The following is a 17,510-nucleotide window of genomic DNA, read 5'->3' on the forward strand; positions in this document are numbered from 1 at the left end:
CCTATAAATGATTGAGGTTGAAACGTTTTTTATAAGTCGTTGGAGCAACACGCTCTTGTTGCATGCCTGCATTTGTAATTGTCACATTGAATTCAATACGATCATTATACTGAACAATGTTTTCAACACTTATGCCTCTTTTTGCATCAACAAATTTTGTAATTTTGAGGGCTCCAGGAAACGGATCACTTTCGTCGCCAAAATTTTCGCTGATCGGTGGGAGAGGTCGGTGACCAAGATTTGTTCCAGAGTTTATGTCATCGCGCCCGTCTGCTTGGATGATTTTATAATTATTCCAGATAAGAAGTCCGTGTCCTCTGTGATCAGTGGAGAAACCTTGTTTTGAACGATACTCAAGGTAGTAGTTTGTTCCATAGCCAAGGGGAATAGCAATCACATCGCCGCTGGTTTCTACGGGTCTAAGTTTTAATCCTAATTGAGTTTTATTAATGATTTGTGGTTTTACCCAACCGATTTGTATTTTGCTGTACGGCTCAAAATGACTTGGATATCGAAATAGATTTTCCTGTTTGATCGTATTGGTGGTTCCCCAGGCGCCAAGGCCCATCATGCCCCACATTCCGATTCCGTAGCGTCCGTGATAGTGATCGTTATAGAGATCGGGAAATCCGAAAAGTTCATGTCCTGCTTCGTGAAGAAAAAAACCAATGGGAAGTGCACCGCCAATTGAGCCAACACCTTCTGATTGAAAAACGATGGTGTGTTCTGCCTGAGATAACCTTCCAAACATACATGAAGGTCCAACGCGATCATGGGGAATGCGACCAGTGTGTACGATAAAGAGATGATCCACTTTGCCGTCGTTATTTGAATCGTAATCTTTCATATTTATGAGGTTTGAAAACTGTTTCCAACCTTCTTGTGCAATGAAATTGGGTTCACATCCTCTTTGTGCATTCCATTTAAGTGTGGAGCGTTTCCATTCTAAAACATCACCGGTGATATCAAACTTACCGGTTGAGTTTTCTACAAAGTATTGTCTGAGTGAAGGAGCTTGAAGTTTAAAGAAAGTGTCGTCGACAACTTGTCTTGTGTGGTTGCTGGGTTTATCAGCCCATTCTAAAAGTAACACTAGGGCTCGCTGATTACCGAGCCAGGTACCAGTGGTGGGAACTGTGGAACCAATTGATGTTGAGCTCAGACATATAATTACTGCGAAAACCAGAATAAAAATTTTCATAAACCCCTCTCCCTTTTGCACAGATAAATAACCGGGTGAAGGTGGGTGAGTCAACTAGAAGGAGTTGTGCTCAATCCTGGACGGTTAAATAATCTGACGGTGAGAGAAGGGGTAAGATTGGTACACGTGCAAGAACTGGATCGAAGGTGAATATAAGTGAACCTAAACTAGCTAATGTGATTTCGGCGATAATAGATCCGCTGAATTTTCCTTTATAGCGGCTATGCACAACAGGAGCGTTGAGGAGTAATCGTTCAAAACCAACATTTCTGCCTAAGGGTTCACATACTGCATCTTTTAAAACTCCGATAGTATCAGCGTCAGCTTTTATTGAGACAATCCCTTCAGTAGGTGTGCCGAGGTTGCGAGTAAAAAAACCGGTGAAAATGGAGGCGTTTGCGAAGCCCAGTCGATAGGCGATTGAGTCTAAACCGCTAATTGTACTTGCACAAGTGTTACGACCAAGTCCTAAAGCAATAGCGCGAGCACTTGAGATTTGTAAATTACGTGAATCGTTTGTAGTCGTGAAGGTTACAGGTCCAGAAATAAAAACTGATTTTGTGACATAGAGGTGACAACCTTTTTCTGTGTTAATTTGAGCGTTGTTTAGCCAAAGAATTCCATCGATAATGACTTCACCCTCACAAGTTATAATGTTTGCGTTGGTGAAATAGCCGCCAAGTGTAGAGAGTTGAATGCCAGATAGTGCTGGGGAGTCAGAATGAGTCGGAATATATTTAAGAGTTTCGCCACCACTGAGATTTGCCACAGCTCTTATTCGATCAGCAGTGGGTGCACCGATGTAAACGCTGCTTACCTCTTTAACTTGCACTGCTTTACTTACTTCAACATCACTGTTTGCTAAAATAAATTTGAGGTACGCTGCTAATGTGGGTTCTGAAACATCGACATCTGAGGTTGGTGCGCGCGGCACGGTGATTGTCTTTCCTGTGAGTGTTGCAGATGCCCAATTTTTATTACTACCCGTTGTTAAATCAAAGTCCCCATAAACGCTATTGCCCTTTGTGTTATGCAATCCGAACGGAAGAACACTGGGAGTGCCACCAAAAAAATAATTCAACCCCCGACCATCACCACCATATCCGAAATCAGTAATGATGTTGGATCCGATATTTGAGTGACACATGATGCAACCAGTACCTCGAGAAGCAAGTGCGGGTTGTATAGTGCGAAAAGCATTAAAGGCGAGGGGTCTTACGGACTGCTCTACCTTGTAAAAATGCATTTCGCTGCACCCAGATGCTGAAAAAGCCGAACCAATAAGCAACGTAATATTGAAGAGATGTTTAAGTAGTGCCATATGCCAAACCCCGCAAACTATATGCTGCAATTGAAAAGCCCACTAGGGTGCTATCTGGGTGTTTGGCGGTGACAATGGGGTGATCAATTGTATGGGTTTTTGACGAATTCATGGAGGAGAGGTCGCGAGAGTAAGCGTGTGGAAAACAAACAAGGCCTGGAATTTTAGCTGTATCTTCAGTCGTTCTCGGTTTATATCTGTCGAAAATGGATTATTCGGTTCCAGTGCCAAAACCGATTGCCAAATAGACAGAGCAAATGGAATGTTGAATGAACTCACTTATGAAAAATCTCATTGCAGTGGTCATAGTTTCAATCGGAGCAGTCGCAATGGCTGCCAACAAAGGTAAAGTGCTCGAAGATCTTACTTGGAAAGAGGCTGAAAAGGCGCTGACGCCACAGACGATCGTGGTCATTCCCCTAGGAGCCGCTGCTAAAGAACATGGCCCACATTTGAAACTCAAAAATGATTTCCTAATGGCGGAATATTTGAAAAAACGTGTGATCAAGAAGGCTAATGTGGTTATTGCGCCAACATTGAATTACGGGTTTTACCCTGCATTTCTGGACTACCCCGGTTCAACCCATTTAAGGTTAGAAACCGCACGCGACATGGTCGTGGACATTTGCAAGAGTCTCGCTCAACACGGCCCCAAAAAATTTTACGTGATCAATACGGGCGTTTCTACGCTAAAATCGCTGGCACCAGCGGCTGAGCTCTTGGCAAAGGAAGGGATTACTCTTCATTATACAAATATTCTTAAAGCAATGGAGCCTGTGGAAAAGGCCGTTCTGAAACAAGAGGGCGGAACCCATGCCGACGAAGGTGAGACGTCAATGATGCTGGTGATGGCTCCCGAATCCGTCGATATGAAGAAGGCCCAAAAGGATTACCACCCAGGTGATGGGCCGCTTTCGCGAACAAAAAAAGAAGGCACCACATTCTCTGCATCGGGAATCTGGGGTGATGCGACTTTAGCCTCAAAAGCTAAAGTACTCGTCGAAGCGCTTGTTAAATCAATAATGACTGACATTCAAAATTTGGAAAATCTTCGGTGATAGTTTCATTGATCCCTAAGACAGGCAAATTCATAACTTACAATATATTAAATCTAGCGCCTGAATCTTGATGGCCAAAGATAGGCTCTTTGAGTTTTGGATTCAATACAAAATCACTTGACCATATGTCTTATTTATGAGACATTACACCTGTATGATTACAAGCCTCCCTCAGTGCTCAAGAGAAATTGCTGACTTTCCTGAGGATATTAGGGGTGAGTTGGCCGATGCTTTGGCTCGATTGGATGAGGGCCATACTCTTTCGATGCCCTTATCACGGACCATGTCCTCTATAGGCAGGGGAGTTCATGAACTTAGGTTTCGAGATAGGGCCGGAATTTATAGAGTTATCTATGTTTTGATTGGTGGAGGAACAATTTATTTACTCCATGCATTTATGAAAAAGGCCAGCCAAACACCACAACCTAATATTGATTTGGCAAAGAAACGATTGAAGGAGATTGGAAGATGAAACGTAAAAGCACTGGTTCAGAAATAGCAAAAATGGTTAGTATTTCTCAAGCTCGGGGTATGGAGGCTACTATTAAGGCTCAACTTATCACGGCTATTTTGGCAACCATCCAAAAAAAGAAACTCACCCATGTGCAGGTTGCTAAATTAGCGAAACTTCCCCGAAGTGCCGTTACAGGGATTCTCTCGGGTAGTTTGCAAAAGGTCACTATTGACCGCGTATTAAGACTTATTGAAGCTGTTGGGCTTATTGCTGAGGTTCGTGTTAAGAATTCAGCCGCATAGATTTTTTATTTGGAATTATGGACAACGGCACAGAAGCTGCTAATAAATCTTTGACTATCTCGAAAGAGCATACTGAATTAATTTAGGAGCATTTGTGCAAAAGAAATTGACGGTTTTGAGTCTTGGGAAGAAAAAAAATGGAGGAGAGAGAGGGATTTGAACCCTCGAAACGCTTTCGCGTTTACACGATTTCCAATCGGGCGCCTTCAACCACTCGGCCACCTCTCCGTTATCTGAACAGACGTCTGTGAGTAGCATAAAATCTCAGTGATTTCCAAATTTTGTGTACCCTTTGGCTATTTTCTAAGCTCATTTGTTTGATTTTAATTAAAAACCCTAAAACTGGGCTTTTTAAGTTGCCTGGCTTTTAGTTTTCAGCCAAACATGCGCCATGATTAGCTCCCTTGCACTTGTTGTTGTTATCGTTATTGATCAATTCCGTATGGATGAATATTTCCGAATTAAATCTAAATTAAGCAAATCAGGATTAGTACGGCTTTTAGATCAAGGTATTTTGTACGATGACGCTCATCACAGTCAGTTTTTTAATGTCACTTGCCCCGGTCATGTAGCTATCTCAACGGGTTCTGACCCAGGCCTTCATGGGATCATGTTTAATTTTGATTATGATAAGAAATTAAAAAAAGACACTTATTGTACAGCTGATGTTGATAACGAATGGCTCGAAGCTGCGGCTGATAACAGCAAAGGCAATTTAGCTTTAGGCACAAGTGCTAAGCGCATTCTCACCACCACCGTAGGTGATGAAATGAAAATGCTTTGGAAAGATGACTCCAAAGTAGTGTCTGTCTCAGCAAAAGATCGTGCTGCAATTGCGCTGGCGGGTCATGCGGGTGACGGCGTTTACTGGTATGCACCTAAGTCAAATATTTGGACAACCAGTACAGCATATTCTGCCTCAAAAGAATTGCCTACGTGGCTTAAAACCTTGAATAAAAAAATCAACGGCAGAAAAGCGCCACCTGATGGTGGTTACATTCAAAGTTTAGACGCAATTATTGATACGACAGATATAGCACTGGCTGCGGCAGATGCATTTCAATTAGGAAAACACAAAAAAACAGATGCCCTATGGGTGAGTTATTCCACACATGATTATGTCTCTCACCACTACGGAGATGATACCAAAGAACTTGAAAAAGCATTTATTGTTGAAGATCAAAATATCGGGCGTCTTGTTTCTGAATTGCAAAAAAAAATCGGCAATAAAAAATTAATCGTTGTAGTCACCGGTGATCATGGGGCGGGCGTTGATATTAAAAAACACCAAAAACAAAATATTCCGGGTGGGAAAGTCGATTTTGATAAAGAAAAAGCCAGAATTAATAAATGTCTAAATCTTTCTGGTGTTGGTTCTGTCGGATTCCTCGGCACTTCCTCTATTCATTTGTCAGATACGGTGAAGCAAGAAGATTTAGTAGACGCCCGTAAAAAGGCAAAGCAATGTTTGATCGCTGATGGTTCAATTTGGAGTGCCTTTACTCGGGATGAAATTTTATCCAATCAATATCCTCAAGTCCCTTGGCTTAAGAGTTTGGCAAAATCGTATAACCCTGCGCGAGGCCCAGATGTGGTGGGAGTTTTGAATCCTTATTGGAATTCCAGTGATGACAATACCATTTCTCATGAAACATCGTATGACTATGACAGTTGGGTACCGCTTGCAGTATGGTGGCCCGGTGTGAAGCCCCGTAAAATACATCGACGTGTAGATATCACAAGCCTTGCACCCACATTGTCTCGCATTCTTGAAACCCGTAGACCCAGCGGTGCTACCTATGAATTGTTAACCGAGGTTCTCGACGCCACCCATTGACATCAAGCATATTTCGGCTGAAAGTCATATTTATGGAAATCCTGCATTTTTGCCCATCAAGAAGTTACTCGGGTCTTGAGCAATACGCATTTCAAATGGCCGCAGAACAAAAGAAAAAAGGCAAGAGTGTTGCCTTTGTTGTGTTTCCTGGATCAAAGCTTGAAGAAGAATGCAAAAAAGCAGGTCTTCAAGTCATTCCGTATGATTTTCATCCAGCTCTTGCGCCTATAAAATTTTGGTGGAAGCTTAAACGTGTTTTTGACAGCTCACCTGAGCTTTCAGTTATTCATCTTCATTCCACACAAGAGATTTTTCATATCTACGGAGCCATGATTTATCGTAAGTTTTTTCGATTTGCGTTCAAGAGTGTTAAACCTCCTAAAATTATTTTGCAAATTCATATTTGGCTCAATCACCGGAAGCAAGATCCATTTCATACTGCCCTATATTCTTTGGTCGATGAAGTCTGGTGCAGCAGTGGCTCGGCAAAAGAAGCGTTGATAAAAAATCTGCCTGTGAGCCCCTCTAAAATTCGCATCGTAAATTATGGCCGTGATATCGAAAAAACAGAAAATGGTTTTTTAACTCAAGAAAAGGCCAGAGAGGAATTAAAACTTCCTCAAAATGTTGTGATCTTTGGAACCGTCAGTCGCCTTGAGGAATCAAAGGGAATAAAAGAGTTTTTAGAAGGGGGAATTGAGTTTTTGCGCAAACACCCACAAGTGCATTTAGCTATTATTGGTGGAGCAAGTCCCAATAATCCCGAAGCTGAAAAATACACCCAAGAGTTAAATCAGATGGTGGATGTTCTTGAGAATGCAAATCGTAGCCGCATTCATTTTTTGGGAACAGTTCATGATTCATATAAATATTTAAAAGCTTTAGATGTGTACGTACTTCCAAGTTATGAAGAGTGTTTTTCTTTGGCACTTCTTGATGCTCAATTAGCCGCATTGCCAGTTGCCGGCACACAAAGCGGTGGAACACCTGAGATTGTATGCGAGGGAGAAACAGGATGGCTCTTTAAACCTCGTGATGCAAAAGCGTTAAATGTAAAAATGGAAGTTGCTCTGACCATTCAAGATCAATGGCCCACCTTCGGCGCTCGCGCCAAAGCCCGCGTGAAAAAAGATTTTGATCAAGCGCAGATTTTTGATCAAATTTTAAATTATTATAAACATTAAAAAATCAAAATAGAAGACCAAGGCTTAAAATGACGGTTTTTTGTCATCATTTATTGAATGCTTGATGACTGCTGAAGTCCATTTTCTGTGCGGGCAACGCCGCGTTTGACGAGTTCGTCGAGGCGTTCTTGATTGGCGAGATCTTTTGTCTGCGTTTTATGCCAGAGGTGATATTGTAGAGCTTCGCCTTTAACGCTTTTCATTTTTAAACCTAAAAATTTCAAACGGTATTCAACATCTGAATCTTCACCATAAGCACCGGAGAAATCATTTCCAAAACCGTTAATGGCAATGAGGTGTTTTTTGTGAACGCTGAAATTACAGCCGCGAATATCGTGGACCGTTGTTTGGTCGAAAAGCCCTAGTAGAAACTTTGGAGTTTTAAAAAATCTCCAGAATTTATAAGTTTCACCAGCGATAGAATCCCACAAAAGATAAAAAGGCATTTTCTCTAAATAACCTGCTGCAATTCTCTCTGCGGTTAAATAATCAGCAGCTGATTTTGAAAGCTCAACGCGACGCCCGGTGAGAAATGCTTTTTCATCGGCCATTTCTTTATGAGCCAAGATAAAGTCTTTGTGCAAAACCACATCACCGTCGATAAAAACCATGTATTCATGCTCTGAAGCTAAAACGGCTTTGTTCAGCGCAAGTGGTTTTCTGTTTCCAATATCTTTTTGAGTAATGTGGTTGATTGGAATATTTAATTTTTTACGCCATTCATCTACAAGCTTCTTATTATCGGCAAACTCGCCATCTTCGGTGATGATGAGTTGGTCAGGCATCAAAGATTGTCTTTTAACAGATTCTAAAACGCGATTGAGAAAGTCTGTTGATTTATAAATAGCGATGCTGAGAGAAATTTTCATAAGTTTTTTTGTTTAAATTCTGAAATTGTCATTAATTTTTGATCGCGATCTGAAATAATAGGATTATCTACGGGCCATTTGATTCCTAGCTCTGGGGCATTCCATAAAATTCCAGCTTCGCCTTTTGGATTATATACCGTATCGACTTTATACAAAACATCAGCGGGCTCGGACCCCATTACGCAAAATCCATGGGCAAAACCTGCTGGAATATATAAAAGTCGTCCATTTTCAGCGCCAAGTTCAATGCCGATATGTTTTAAAAATGTGGGCGAGTTTTTTCTGATATCAACGACAACATCCCAAATTTTTCCGCGTGTTACGCCAACAACTTTTTCTTGTACGGGTTCAAATTGGAAATGAAGTCCACGCAAGACTCCAGCCTTTGAAAAAGAATGGTTATCTTGAACGAAATTATAAGGAACACCGTGTTCTTTAAATTTCTCAGAATTAAAACGCTCAATAAAATAACCCCTCGAATCTGAAAACACTTTCAGCTCAATAAGTTTTAGGCCTTCTAATTCTAGATTTGATACTTTCAACTTAAATGCTCCATACAAGCTTTTACGGCTTGATCCCAGGGGCGTAACTTCACTCCCAAGATTTTATTTAACTTTGCCATGTCTAAACGTGAGTTAAGGGGCCGAACCACTGGGTTTTTATAGTCCTTCGTACTCACGGGCTTTACCATTTTTACCTTGAGTGGAATATTCTTGTCCATGGCGCATTTAAATATTTCCTGGGCAAATCCGTGCCATGTGGTTTCGCCCTCATTACACATATGAAAAATCCCTCGGGAGAATTCTTTAAGTCCATTTAATTTTATAATGGCGTCTAATGTGCCCATGGCCAAATCATTGGCATATGTTGGGGCGCCCCATTGATCGTTGATAACTTGTAATTCTTCGCGTTCCTGACCAAATTTCAGCATGGTGCGTAGAAAGTTTTTACCAGATTCATCATAGACCCATGATGTTCTAAAAATTATCCACTTATCCCCAATCTCTGAGATGAGTTTTTCACCTCGAACTTTAGAGCGCCCGTAGGCATTCAAAGGGTTTGTTGAAAGATCTTCTGTGGCAGGCGATGTGTGAGTTCCGTCAAAAACGTAATCTGTGGAGTAGCTAATAAAAGAAGCGTTATTCTCTGCACACCATTTAGCCATGATTCGAGGTGTGTCACCATTGACGATGTTCGCGAGATCTTCTTCAGTTTCAGCCCGGGCCACATCTGTATAAGCTGCGGTGTTAATAACCCACTGAGGTTGATGCTTATATAAAACTTCGGCCACAGTTTTTGGTTTTGTTAGATCAAATTCTGAACGAGTAAGGGCTACGACTTCGACTTCGACTTTTTGATTATTGAGTGTGGATTGTTTGCCAAAAGCTGTAACGAGAGCTTTTCCTAATTGTCCCGTCGATCCTGTGACGAGAATTTTCATTCAAGTAGCCTTCTTAAATAATCGCCGTAAGAACTTTTTGGATATTTCTCAGCAATGGCTTCTAATTGTGTGCGATTGATAAAACCTTTGCTAAAAGCAATTTCTTCTAAACAGGCAATTTGTAAACCTTGTCGTTTTTCTAAAGTCTGAACAAATTGCGCCGCAGATAAAAGTGAATCAGCTGAACCTGTATCAAGCCAAGCCACTCCTCGACCCAAAAGTTTTACGTTTAATTTACCTTTTTGAAGATAGGCTTTGTTAACATCAGTGATTTCTAATTCACCGCGAGCTGAAGGTTTAAGATTTTTTGCAATCTCAACACAGGTTTTATCGTAGAAATAAATTCCTGTAACAGCCCATTTAGATTTTGGAACTTTTGGTTTTTCTTCTAAACTCAGGGCTTTTCCATTTCCGTCAAAATCTACAACGCCGTATTTTTCAGGATCTTGTACTTGATAGGCAAATACACACGCACCGTCTTTTAACTTAGATGATTCATCAAGGAGTAAAGTCATCTCATGACCGTAGAAAATATTATCGCCCAAAATTAAACAAACTGAATCATTGCCGATAAAATCAGCGCCGATGGTTAGTGCTTGTGCGATGCCCGCGGGTTTTGCTTGTTCTTCATATGAAAGTTTAAGGCCAATTTCACTTCCATCGCCTAAAAGATCACGAATGCGAGGAAGATCTCGAGGTGTGCTGATGATGAGAATTTCTTTGATTCCAGCTAGCATCAAATTCGATAACGGATAATAAATTGTAGGTTTATCGTACACAGGAAGGAGTTGTTTACTCACGGTGAGTGTGAGTGGGTAAAGCCTTGTGCCACTTCCGCCAGCTAATAATATGCCCTTCATGCCTTAAATCCTCGCTTCAATAAATATGATCTAAAATAGATGTTTTGTGAGTAGCATAAACTTTACTTTAGGTCTACTTTTTCACTTGGCTTTCCGCGGTGGTTTGGAGAGATTGTAGATATGTCGGAAACCAAAATTTCAGCTTTTATAATATGTAAAAACGAAGAGGGTGTTATTGAAAACGCTCTTAAAAGCCTCACTTGGGCTGATGAAATCATCGTTGTAGACGGGGAGAGCACAGATAATACTCAAGCTATTGCTCGAAAATATACGGATAAGGTTTTTATTCGAGGTTGGACTAATTTCGGTGAGCAAAGAAATTTCGCCCTCAATCACACAAAACACCCGTGGGTTTTCTTTTTAGATGCCGATGAAGTGTGTTCCGTTGATCTTATAAATTGGCTTACAAATTTTAAGAAAAAAGGAGAAGAGTGGGCCGAGCGCACGGCGATTTTTACTCCAAGTGTTCATCCATTAGGAGAGCCTAAAACCCCGCGCGTAGATCTCTATGAAATTAGAAGGTGGGAACATTTTCGCGGCCAGCTTTACCGCTATGGTGCTGCAAACCCATCTCATCAATGGCGATTTTTTCGCCGAGAAGGCGCAAATTTCACCGGCGAAGTTCATGAATACCCGGTGGTGCAAGGTCGCATCTTAAGGATTGAATTCCCAATTTATCATTACCCACGCGCAACACTTGCTCAAATGATGGATAAAATGAATCGCTACTCAACACTTGAAGCGGAGCAATTATTCAAGCGCGGTGTAAAACACGGCCCCAGCTACATGCTGTTTTCAGGCTTGGCCCAATTCTCAAAAGCATTTTTCAGAAAACGCGGTTTTCGCGACGGAACGTTAGGTTTTATTTTAGCTGTTCTTGAAGCAAGCGGATTTTTCTTACGCCAGGCGAAACTGTATTTAAAAAATCAAAAACTTACAAAGTGATAAGTTTCATAGCAACCCTCTTTTCTTCGCAAAAAATTCTTTCAAAACTCTCGAACACTCAGCTTCACAAACTCCACTCAACACTTTAGGTCTGTGATTCAATCGCTCATCTTTCAAAATGCCATAAAGTGAATCAACAGCTCCAGCTTTTGGATCCCTTGTTCCATACACTACGCGACTCACGCGTGACAAAACAATGGCTCCCGCGCACATTACGCAAGGTTCGAGAGTCACATACAAAGTACAGCCCGTGAGTCGCCAACGACCTAATTTCAATGCCGCGGCTTGAAGAGCCAAAAGCTCCCCATGGCCTACGGGGTTTTTCCCACTTTCACGAATGTTATAGGCCTCAGCCACGATTTCAGGAGTCTGTAATAAAGTTCCAGTCACAGGGTCATGATCCAAAACGACCAGTGCCCCGATGGGAACCTCATCTATAGAAGCCGCTTCCTGAGCCAGTTCTAGGGCGCGAAGCATAAAGTCTTGATCGGTTTTAGAAGCTTGTGAATCCATAGGAATCTCTATAGTCTAGAGCCCAATAAATTGACAAAGCATATTATGGCTGGTAGCTACAATAGGCTTTATAAACAGCTTAAAAAGCTCTAAACTTTGCGATCAAGTTACTGAGGTGACTGGTGAGCAAACAAATGACTCTTGGAAAGGGGTGATGTTTCGTGCCCGGAATTAAAATTCGCGATGGTGAAAGTTTTGAAGGTGCTATGCGCCGATTCAAAAAACAGTGTGAAAAAGGCGGAATTCTCTCTGAAATTAAAAAAAGAGAGCATTACGAAAAACCAAGCGTGCGATTAAAGAAAAAGTCGATCGCGGCGCGTAAACGCAATTTGAAAAAATTGCGAAAAAGCCTGGAGACCCCCTAAGTGTCATTGAAAAAAAAATTGATGGACGACCTTAAAGCGTCCATGAAAAATGGTGATAAGCTTCGTCTCTCAGTTATTCGCATGGTTCAGTCAACGCTCAAAAATAAAGAGATCGACGATCGTGTGAAGCCTGAAGATCCAAATGATAAGCGCACCCCAGAACAGCGCGATGATGAAAACGTCTTAGCTGTTTTTAAAACTCTACTCAAGCAACGTAAGGATTCTATCGAGCAGTTCGCTGCCGGTGGACGTCAAGACTTGGTTGATCAAGAAACAGCAGAAATGAAGATCATTGAATCTTATCTTCCTCAACAAATGGGGCGAGAAGAGATTGAAAAGATCGTCACAGAAGCTGTGAGTTCTGCGGGTGCTACATCAGCAAAAGAAATGGGTGCAGTCATGAAAATTGTAATGGCTAAAACTCAAGGTCGTGCTGACGGAAAACTTATTAGCGAATTGGTAAAGGCTAAGCTTCAATAAAAAGATATTTGAAATGAATGTCTTTTGATGCCCAGGGAATTAATAAACTAAGAATAAGCAACAAGGGGCTCTGATGGTTACAAATCGTCAGAGCTCTTTTTATTTTTCGGGTAACTTTTGGTAGGGGATTTTTAGTTTGCGATTCAACGAAGAATTCATCGAAAACGTACGCGAAGCCAATAATATCGTCGATCTCATTGGTCAATTCGTACAGTTACAAAAAGCTGGTTCAAGCTTTCGAGGTCTTTGTCCGTTTCCAAGTCATGCAGAAAAAACGCCGAGTTTTTACGTCAGTGATGTGAAACAACTCTACCATTGTTTTGGCTGTAAAAAATCTGGCTCAGCTTATAACTTTCTCATGGATTTTCAAGGCATGTCATTTCCTGATGCGGTGGAGTATCTTGCCAATCGAGCGAATATTGCACTCCCTGTACAAGAAAAAATCACACCAGCTCAGGCTGCAGTGACAGATGAGCGCCATCAACAACTCAAAGTAAATAAATATGTGGCCGTATATTTTTATAATAAATTAAAAGCATTGAGCTCAGATCAAGGAGCTCAAAAATATCTTCATGACAGAGGCTTGACTCCAGAGATCGTTGAAGAATTCAAACTTGGTTATGCATCGACGGGCTGGAGTGATCTAGCAGGGGCATTGCTACGAGCGCGAGCTCCATTACAATCGGCTGAAAAATTAGGACTCATTAAGAAAAAACAAAGTGGTGATTACTTCGATTTATTTCGCGACCGATTGATGTTTCCGATTTTATCACCTAACGGAAACGTTTTAGGTTTTGGTGGAAGAAGTCTTGGCGATCAAATGCCAAAATATATTAATTCTTCTGATAGCCCTGTGTTTAACAAGGGTAAAACTCTTTACGGATTACATGTAACTGCAAAACATATTCGCGCTCAAAATGAAGTTTACATCGTTGAGGGCTACATGGATCTCTTAGCGCTTTATCAATTTGGCGTAAAGAATGTGGTGGCAACACTTGGGACAGCCTTTACTCTCGAGCATGCAAAGAGCCTTAAAAAGCTATGCTCACGTGTTGTCGTACTATTTGACGGTGACGATGCTGGGCAATTAGCAGCCGATAAAAGTCTTCCGATGCTACTTGATGCCGGAGTTTTTTCTCGATGTCTCTCTTTGCCCGGCCAAAAAGACCCTGATGATTATTTAAGAGAGTTTGGATTAGAAGAATTCCAGCGTTTAGCGGCACAAGCGCCAGATCATTTCATCAGTTTTATGAATCGTCACATGGCACATTTCAAGGGCCAACCCAGCGAAAAGGTAGAGCTTCTTGATGTCTTGGGACCTCTTTTGGAGCGTGTAACAGATCAACGGTTGAGAATTCTTTACTTACAAGAAGTGGCAGAGCGACTGGGTATGGAGCAACGTCTCGTGGCGCAGCAACTTCGCGCGCAACACGCGCAACCTGCTGAAAATACACAGATAAATGTAAATACTGAGAAGACAGAAAAAATTCCTACCGAAGAGGAGATCTTGGTTCAATTTATGCTACAGAAACCAGTGCACCTCGAGTTCATTCAAGCTTCGGGTGCCATTGAGAAATTCGTAAATAATGAGGCCCGCATGGTTGCCCAAAAGGTAGTTGAAAAATATTGTCAAAACCCAAATGATTTTGATAAATTGGGCGCTTCGCTAAAGGGTGAAGGTGTTAATTCAGAATTGCTAACAAATCATATTGGATTTAATAGCGGGTTAGACAAAGCAGGAGATGAGCAGTTGATCCAAGATTGCCTTGTACGGGTAAAAGATCGGTATTTAAAACGCATGTCTAAGAATCTTTTAAACTCGATTAAAAGCGAACCTGATCTCAATAATGAACAGTTAGAAATTTTCATGAAAATTGCAATGGAACAAAAAGGCCCCCAACAGCCTTAATAGTTTAATTTTAGGAGACCCATGGCTAAGAAAACTAAAACAAATAACGACACGGATAAGCCCGGAAAAAAAGAAGGCAAATCAGCCAAGGCTGCACCTGTCGAAAAACTCTCCGTAAAACAACTGCAAGATAAGATCGTCTCTGAAATAAAGAGATTTATCAGCATGGGTAAAAGCCGTGGGTACTTAACCTATGAAGAAGTAAATGATCTTTTGCCAGCTGAAATTGCAAGTCCTGAGCTTCTCGATATGCTTATGGAAGCTCTTGATCAAAATGACATCAAGCTTGTTGATTCAACCAAAAAAGTAAAAGGTAAAGACGGAGAAGAATTCCTCAAAGAACCTACCGAAGCTGCGGCAGAGGAAGAAGAAGAAGAGGAAGAAGAAGACGAAGAAGGTGGCAAGGGTAATGACCCTGTACGTCTCTATCTTCGCAAAATGGGAAGTGTAAGTCTTCTCACGCGAGAAGGCGAAGTAGAGATCGCTAAGAAAATTGAAGAAGGTGAATTAGAGATTCTAAAAGTTATTTTGAGTTCACCTCTTGGTACTGGCGAAATCATCAATATCGGTGAACGTCTTGATAAAGGTCGCATTAAAGTAAAAAGTATTTTTCGCGGTCTTGAAGACGAAGACACAACATACGACGAAAAAGAATATATCCAAAAAATTTATGATCTCATTGGTCACGTTAAAGCTTACAAGAAAAAATCTCAAAAATGTTTTGATCAACTCAATAAACATGGCCTGAGCCCAGCGACAAAAGAAAAAATTCATGCAGAGCTCAATGAGAATAAAGCAGAGGTTTTTAAGAACTTCCAAGACGTAAGCTTTAATAGAAAAACTATTGATCGCATTGTAATTAAATTTAAAAACTTAGTAACACGTCTGAATCAACTCAATAGTCTCATCACTATGGGTGTTCGTCGTGCAGATACAGCAAACATCGAAGAACTCAACGAGCTGAGCAAGCGATTAAAAGATAATCCTAAAGATCGCAGTAAGTTTATGCGCGATACTAGCATGACTTGCGAAGCGCTTGACGTTTTATGTGAGCAATTAAACACAGCTAAAAAACGTATTGATCGAGTTGAAGTTGAAGCTCAGATGCACACTATGTGGGTTAAAGACACTTACTGGGGCATCGAAGGCGGAGAAAGAAAAGCTGACAAGGCTAAATCAGAACTTGTTGAAGCAAACCTTCGCTTGGTTGTTAGTATTGCGAAAAAATATACAAACCGTGGTCTTCAATTCTTGGATTTAATTCAAGAGGGAAACATTGGTTTGATGAAAGCCGTTGATAAGTTTGAATACCGTCGTGGTTATAAGTTTTCAACTTATGCCACATGGTGGATTCGTCAGGCCATCACACGCGCCATTGCCGATCAAGCTCGAACAATTCGTATTCCTGTACATATGATCGAGACCATTAATAAATTGATTCGCACTTCACGTTATCTTGTTCAAGAAATTGGTCGTGAGCCAACTCCTGAGGAGATAGCTGTGAAAATGGAAATGCCTATTGATAAAGTTCGTAAGGTTCTCAAAATTGCAAAAGAACCTATCAGTCTCGAAACACCAGTAGGTGAAGAAGAAGACAGTCATTTAGGTGACTTTATCGAAGATAAAAAAGTTATTAATCCATCTGATGCCATCATTAATTTAAATTTAGCAGAGCAAACACGCCGAGTGCTTGCGACACTTACACCTCGTGAAGAAAAAGTACTTCGCATGCGTTTTGGTATTGGTGAGGAAAGTGATCATACTCTCGAAGAAGTTGGACAAGATTTTAATGTAACTCGAGAGAGAATTCGTCAGATTGAGGCAAAGGCGTTGAGAAAACTCCGTCATCCTAGTCGTGCGAAGAAGTTAAAAGCGTTTATTGATAATTAAACAGTATTGTAGATTTAGATTTTTTTTAGAAGTGGAAGCGCGTACGGGCCTATAGCTCAGCTGGTTAGAGCTCCCGGCTCATAACCGGGCAGTCCCAGGTTCGAATCCTGGTGGGCCCACCATTTAATGAAAGTTTTAATCTCTGCGAGGAGGCAAATGTTAATACGAGAAGAGCTTGAGAAGTTAAGTAGGTTGCAAGAGTTGGATTTAAAAATCGATCGAGCTCGAAAACTAGTTAGTTCAGCGCCCTCCGCTTTTGCTAAGGTGGAAGATGAAATCAAAACGCAAACGTCAGCTTTAACAGCTGCTCAAAATCTAAAAGCTGATCTTGAAAGACAAAAGCGTTCACTTGAATCAGAAATCACAATGGATGGCGATCGCATTAAAAATATCGAATCGCGACTCAGTGGTGTAACAAACAATAAAGAATTCCACGCAGCTTCAAAAGAATCTGATAAAGCAAAAAAAATGATCAGTGATCGTCAAAAAACAGTCGGTGAGCTTGCAGAAAAAATCACATCTCAAGATACTTTACTCGCAGAAATTCAAGCGCGTTTAGATGATCTTGCTAAAGTACTTGTTGATAAAAAATCTGAGGTTGGTAGCCAAGTTGGTGAAGCTGATAAAGAAATCGCAGCATACGCTGGTGATCGTAATTCTATGGTGGCTGGAATTAATCCTCCACTGATTAGTCGTTATAATCGTATTCGCGCTGTTTATAGCGATGCAATTGTAACTGTAAATTCAGGTCATTGCACATCTTGTAACGTTGCTTTGCCCCCACAAATGTACATTCGTGTTCAAAAGGGTGAAGATCTCATTACCTGTCCTAATTGCCAAAGACTCTTGTATTACAAAATACAGTGAACGTAGATAAACAC

Annotated in this window: 18 protein-coding genes and 2 tRNA genes; 12 read left to right on the forward strand and 8 right to left on the reverse strand. The window is 41.1% G+C overall.

What is annotated here, in order from left to right; genetic code table 11:
• Position 1: 1 nt before the first annotated feature.
• Together SGI74_00620 and SGI74_00625 are read right to left on the reverse strand one after the other, a co-directional pair.
• Positions 2-1,201: a M6 family metalloprotease domain-containing protein gene (locus tag SGI74_00620; GenBank protein MDZ4675986.1), complete on the reverse strand. Its 1,200-nt coding sequence runs from the start codon at positions 1,199-1,201 to the stop codon at positions 2-4.
• A 70-nt stretch (positions 1,202-1,271) separates the two neighbouring features.
• A complete protein-coding gene (locus tag SGI74_00625) occupies positions 1,272-2,522 on the reverse strand; it encodes a hypothetical protein (GenBank protein MDZ4675987.1) in 1,251 nt (416 codons plus the stop codon).
• A gap of 281 nt (positions 2,523-2,803) precedes the next feature.
• On the opposite strand from SGI74_00625, the gene SGI74_00630 reads away from it, so the two are divergent.
• The 3 genes from SGI74_00630 to SGI74_00640 all read left to right on the forward strand — a co-directional run bounded on the left by SGI74_00630 (position 2,804) and on the right by SGI74_00640 (position 4,336).
• Entirely contained in the window at positions 2,804-3,580 is a 777-nt protein-coding gene (locus SGI74_00630; protein MDZ4675988.1) for a creatininase family protein, read from the forward strand.
• Positions 3,581-3,734: 154 nt separating this feature from the next.
• On the forward strand, positions 3,735-4,052 hold the full coding sequence (locus tag SGI74_00635) for a type II toxin-antitoxin system RelE/ParE family toxin (GenBank protein ID MDZ4675989.1): 318 nt from the start codon (positions 3,735-3,737) through the stop codon (positions 4,050-4,052).
• Positions 4,049-4,336: an XRE family transcriptional regulator gene (locus SGI74_00640; protein MDZ4675990.1), complete on the forward strand. Its 288-nt coding sequence runs from the start codon at positions 4,049-4,051 to the stop codon at positions 4,334-4,336. The genes SGI74_00635 and SGI74_00640 overlap by 4 nt, the downstream gene beginning before the upstream one ends.
• Positions 4,337-4,474: 138 nt before the next feature.
• Here SGI74_00640 and SGI74_00645 read toward each other — a convergent pair.
• Positions 4,475-4,564: transfer RNA gene (locus SGI74_00645), tRNA-Ser, on the reverse strand.
• Between the two features lie 163 nt (positions 4,565-4,727).
• Between SGI74_00645 and SGI74_00650 the strand changes: the two genes are divergently transcribed.
• Together SGI74_00650 and SGI74_00655 are read left to right on the forward strand one after the other, a co-directional pair.
• Positions 4,728-6,173 carry an alkaline phosphatase family protein gene (locus SGI74_00650; GenBank protein ID MDZ4675991.1) on the forward strand — a complete coding sequence of 482 codons (1,446 nt, stop codon included), beginning with the start codon at positions 4,728-4,730 and terminating at the stop codon, positions 6,171-6,173.
• Positions 6,174-6,205: 32 nt separating this feature from the next.
• Positions 6,206-7,357, forward strand: coding sequence for a glycosyltransferase (locus SGI74_00655; protein MDZ4675992.1), 1,152 nt, complete (start codon positions 6,206-6,208; stop codon positions 7,355-7,357).
• A 50-nt stretch (positions 7,358-7,407) separates the two neighbouring features.
• On the opposite strand, the gene SGI74_00660 is transcribed toward SGI74_00655, so the two are convergent.
• From SGI74_00660 to rfbA, 4 genes are read right to left on the reverse strand one after another with little or no spacing between them, the layout of a single operon-like run.
• Complete coding sequence (locus SGI74_00660) at positions 7,408-8,226, reverse strand: glycosyltransferase (GenBank protein ID MDZ4675993.1); 819 nt, start codon at positions 8,224-8,226, stop codon at positions 7,408-7,410.
• Positions 8,223-8,768: a dTDP-4-dehydrorhamnose 3,5-epimerase gene (rfbC, locus tag SGI74_00665; protein ID MDZ4675994.1), complete on the reverse strand. Its 546-nt coding sequence runs from the start codon at positions 8,766-8,768 to the stop codon at positions 8,223-8,225. Before rfbC ends, SGI74_00660 begins: the two co-directional genes overlap by 4 nt.
• Positions 8,765-9,667, reverse strand: a complete 903-nt coding sequence (rfbD, locus tag SGI74_00670; GenBank protein ID MDZ4675995.1) for a dTDP-4-dehydrorhamnose reductase — start codon at positions 9,665-9,667, stop codon at positions 8,765-8,767. Before rfbD ends, rfbC begins: the two co-directional genes overlap by 4 nt.
• Positions 9,664-10,527 (reverse strand): glucose-1-phosphate thymidylyltransferase RfbA, encoded by an 864-nt coding sequence (rfbA, locus tag SGI74_00675; GenBank protein MDZ4675996.1) that lies wholly within the window; start codon positions 10,525-10,527, stop codon positions 9,664-9,666. Before rfbA ends, rfbD begins: the two co-directional genes overlap by 4 nt.
• A 120-nt stretch (positions 10,528-10,647) precedes the next feature.
• On the opposite strand from rfbA, the gene SGI74_00680 reads away from it, so the two are divergent.
• Positions 10,648-11,472, forward strand: coding sequence for a glycosyltransferase family 2 protein (locus tag SGI74_00680; GenBank protein MDZ4675997.1), 825 nt, complete (start codon positions 10,648-10,650; stop codon positions 11,470-11,472).
• Between the two features lie 6 nt (positions 11,473-11,478).
• On the opposite strand, the gene SGI74_00685 is transcribed toward SGI74_00680, so the two are convergent.
• Complete coding sequence (locus tag SGI74_00685; protein MDZ4675998.1) at positions 11,479-11,985, reverse strand: nucleoside deaminase; 507 nt, start codon at positions 11,983-11,985, stop codon at positions 11,479-11,481.
• Positions 11,986-12,146: 161 nt separating this feature from the next.
• Here SGI74_00685 and rpsU point away from each other — a divergent pair, with 161 nt between their 5' ends.
• From rpsU to SGI74_00715, 6 genes are all read left to right on the forward strand, one after another.
• On the forward strand, positions 12,147-12,350 hold the full coding sequence (gene rpsU, locus SGI74_00690) for a 30S ribosomal protein S21 (protein ID MDZ4675999.1): 204 nt from the start codon (positions 12,147-12,149) through the stop codon (positions 12,348-12,350).
• A 21-nt stretch (positions 12,351-12,371) separates the two neighbouring features.
• Positions 12,372-12,830, forward strand: a complete 459-nt coding sequence (locus tag SGI74_00695) for a GatB/YqeY domain-containing protein (GenBank protein ID MDZ4676000.1) — start codon at positions 12,372-12,374, stop codon at positions 12,828-12,830.
• A 136-nt stretch (positions 12,831-12,966) separates the two neighbouring features.
• A complete protein-coding gene (gene dnaG / locus SGI74_00700; GenBank protein MDZ4676001.1) occupies positions 12,967-14,739 on the forward strand; it encodes a DNA primase in 1,773 nt (590 codons plus the stop codon).
• A gap of 21 nt (positions 14,740-14,760) precedes the next feature.
• Positions 14,761-16,629, forward strand: coding sequence for an RNA polymerase sigma factor RpoD (gene rpoD, locus SGI74_00705; GenBank protein ID MDZ4676002.1), 1,869 nt, complete (start codon positions 14,761-14,763; stop codon positions 16,627-16,629).
• A 45-nt stretch (positions 16,630-16,674) separates the two neighbouring features.
• Positions 16,675-16,751: transfer RNA gene (locus SGI74_00710), tRNA-Ile, on the forward strand.
• A 34-nt stretch (positions 16,752-16,785) separates the two neighbouring features.
• Positions 16,786-17,496 (forward strand): C4-type zinc ribbon domain-containing protein, encoded by a 711-nt coding sequence (locus tag SGI74_00715; protein MDZ4676003.1) that lies wholly within the window; start codon positions 16,786-16,788, stop codon positions 17,494-17,496.
• Positions 17,497-17,510: the final 14 nt, after the last annotated feature.

It is taken from the genome of Oligoflexia bacterium (assembly GCA_034439615.1).
In the GTDB taxonomy this organism is placed as follows: domain Bacteria; phylum Bdellovibrionota; class Bdellovibrionia; order JABDDW01; family JABDDW01; genus JAWXAT01.

What these genes read in the sequence shown, in the direction of transcription:
- SGI74_00620 (MDZ4675986.1), bottom strand. Translation starts at nt 1,201, where the DNA reads ATGAAAATTTTTATTCTGGTTTTCGCAGTAATTATATGTCTGAGCTCA.
- SGI74_00625 (MDZ4675987.1), bottom strand. Translation starts at nt 2,522, where the DNA reads ATGGCACTACTTAAACATCTCTTCAATATTACGTTGCTTATTGGTTCG.
- SGI74_00630 (MDZ4675988.1), top strand. Translation starts at nt 2,804, where the DNA reads ATGAAAAATCTCATTGCAGTGGTCATAGTTTCAATCGGAGCAGTCGCA.
- SGI74_00635 (MDZ4675989.1), top strand. Translation starts at nt 3,735, where the DNA reads ATGATTACAAGCCTCCCTCAGTGCTCAAGAGAAATTGCTGACTTTCCT.
- SGI74_00640 (MDZ4675990.1), top strand. Translation starts at nt 4,049, where the DNA reads ATGAAACGTAAAAGCACTGGTTCAGAAATAGCAAAAATGGTTAGTATT.
- SGI74_00650 (MDZ4675991.1), top strand. Translation starts at nt 4,728, where the DNA reads ATGATTAGCTCCCTTGCACTTGTTGTTGTTATCGTTATTGATCAATTC.
- SGI74_00655 (MDZ4675992.1), top strand. Translation starts at nt 6,206, where the DNA reads ATGGAAATCCTGCATTTTTGCCCATCAAGAAGTTACTCGGGTCTTGAG.
- SGI74_00660 (MDZ4675993.1), bottom strand. Translation starts at nt 8,226, where the DNA reads ATGAAAATTTCTCTCAGCATCGCTATTTATAAATCAACAGACTTTCTC.
- rfbD (MDZ4675995.1), bottom strand. Translation starts at nt 9,667, where the DNA reads ATGAAAATTCTCGTCACAGGATCGACGGGACAATTAGGAAAAGCTCTC.
- rfbA (MDZ4675996.1), bottom strand. Translation starts at nt 10,527, where the DNA reads ATGAAGGGCATATTATTAGCTGGCGGAAGTGGCACAAGGCTTTACCCA.
- SGI74_00680 (MDZ4675997.1), top strand. Translation starts at nt 10,648, where the DNA reads ATGTCGGAAACCAAAATTTCAGCTTTTATAATATGTAAAAACGAAGAG.
- SGI74_00685 (MDZ4675998.1), bottom strand. Translation starts at nt 11,985, where the DNA reads ATGGATTCACAAGCTTCTAAAACCGATCAAGACTTTATGCTTCGCGCC.
- SGI74_00695 (MDZ4676000.1), top strand. Translation starts at nt 12,372, where the DNA reads ATGGACGACCTTAAAGCGTCCATGAAAAATGGTGATAAGCTTCGTCTC.
- rpoD (MDZ4676002.1), top strand. Translation starts at nt 14,761, where the DNA reads ATGGCTAAGAAAACTAAAACAAATAACGACACGGATAAGCCCGGAAAA.
- SGI74_00715 (MDZ4676003.1), top strand. Translation starts at nt 16,786, where the DNA reads ATGTTAATACGAGAAGAGCTTGAGAAGTTAAGTAGGTTGCAAGAGTTG.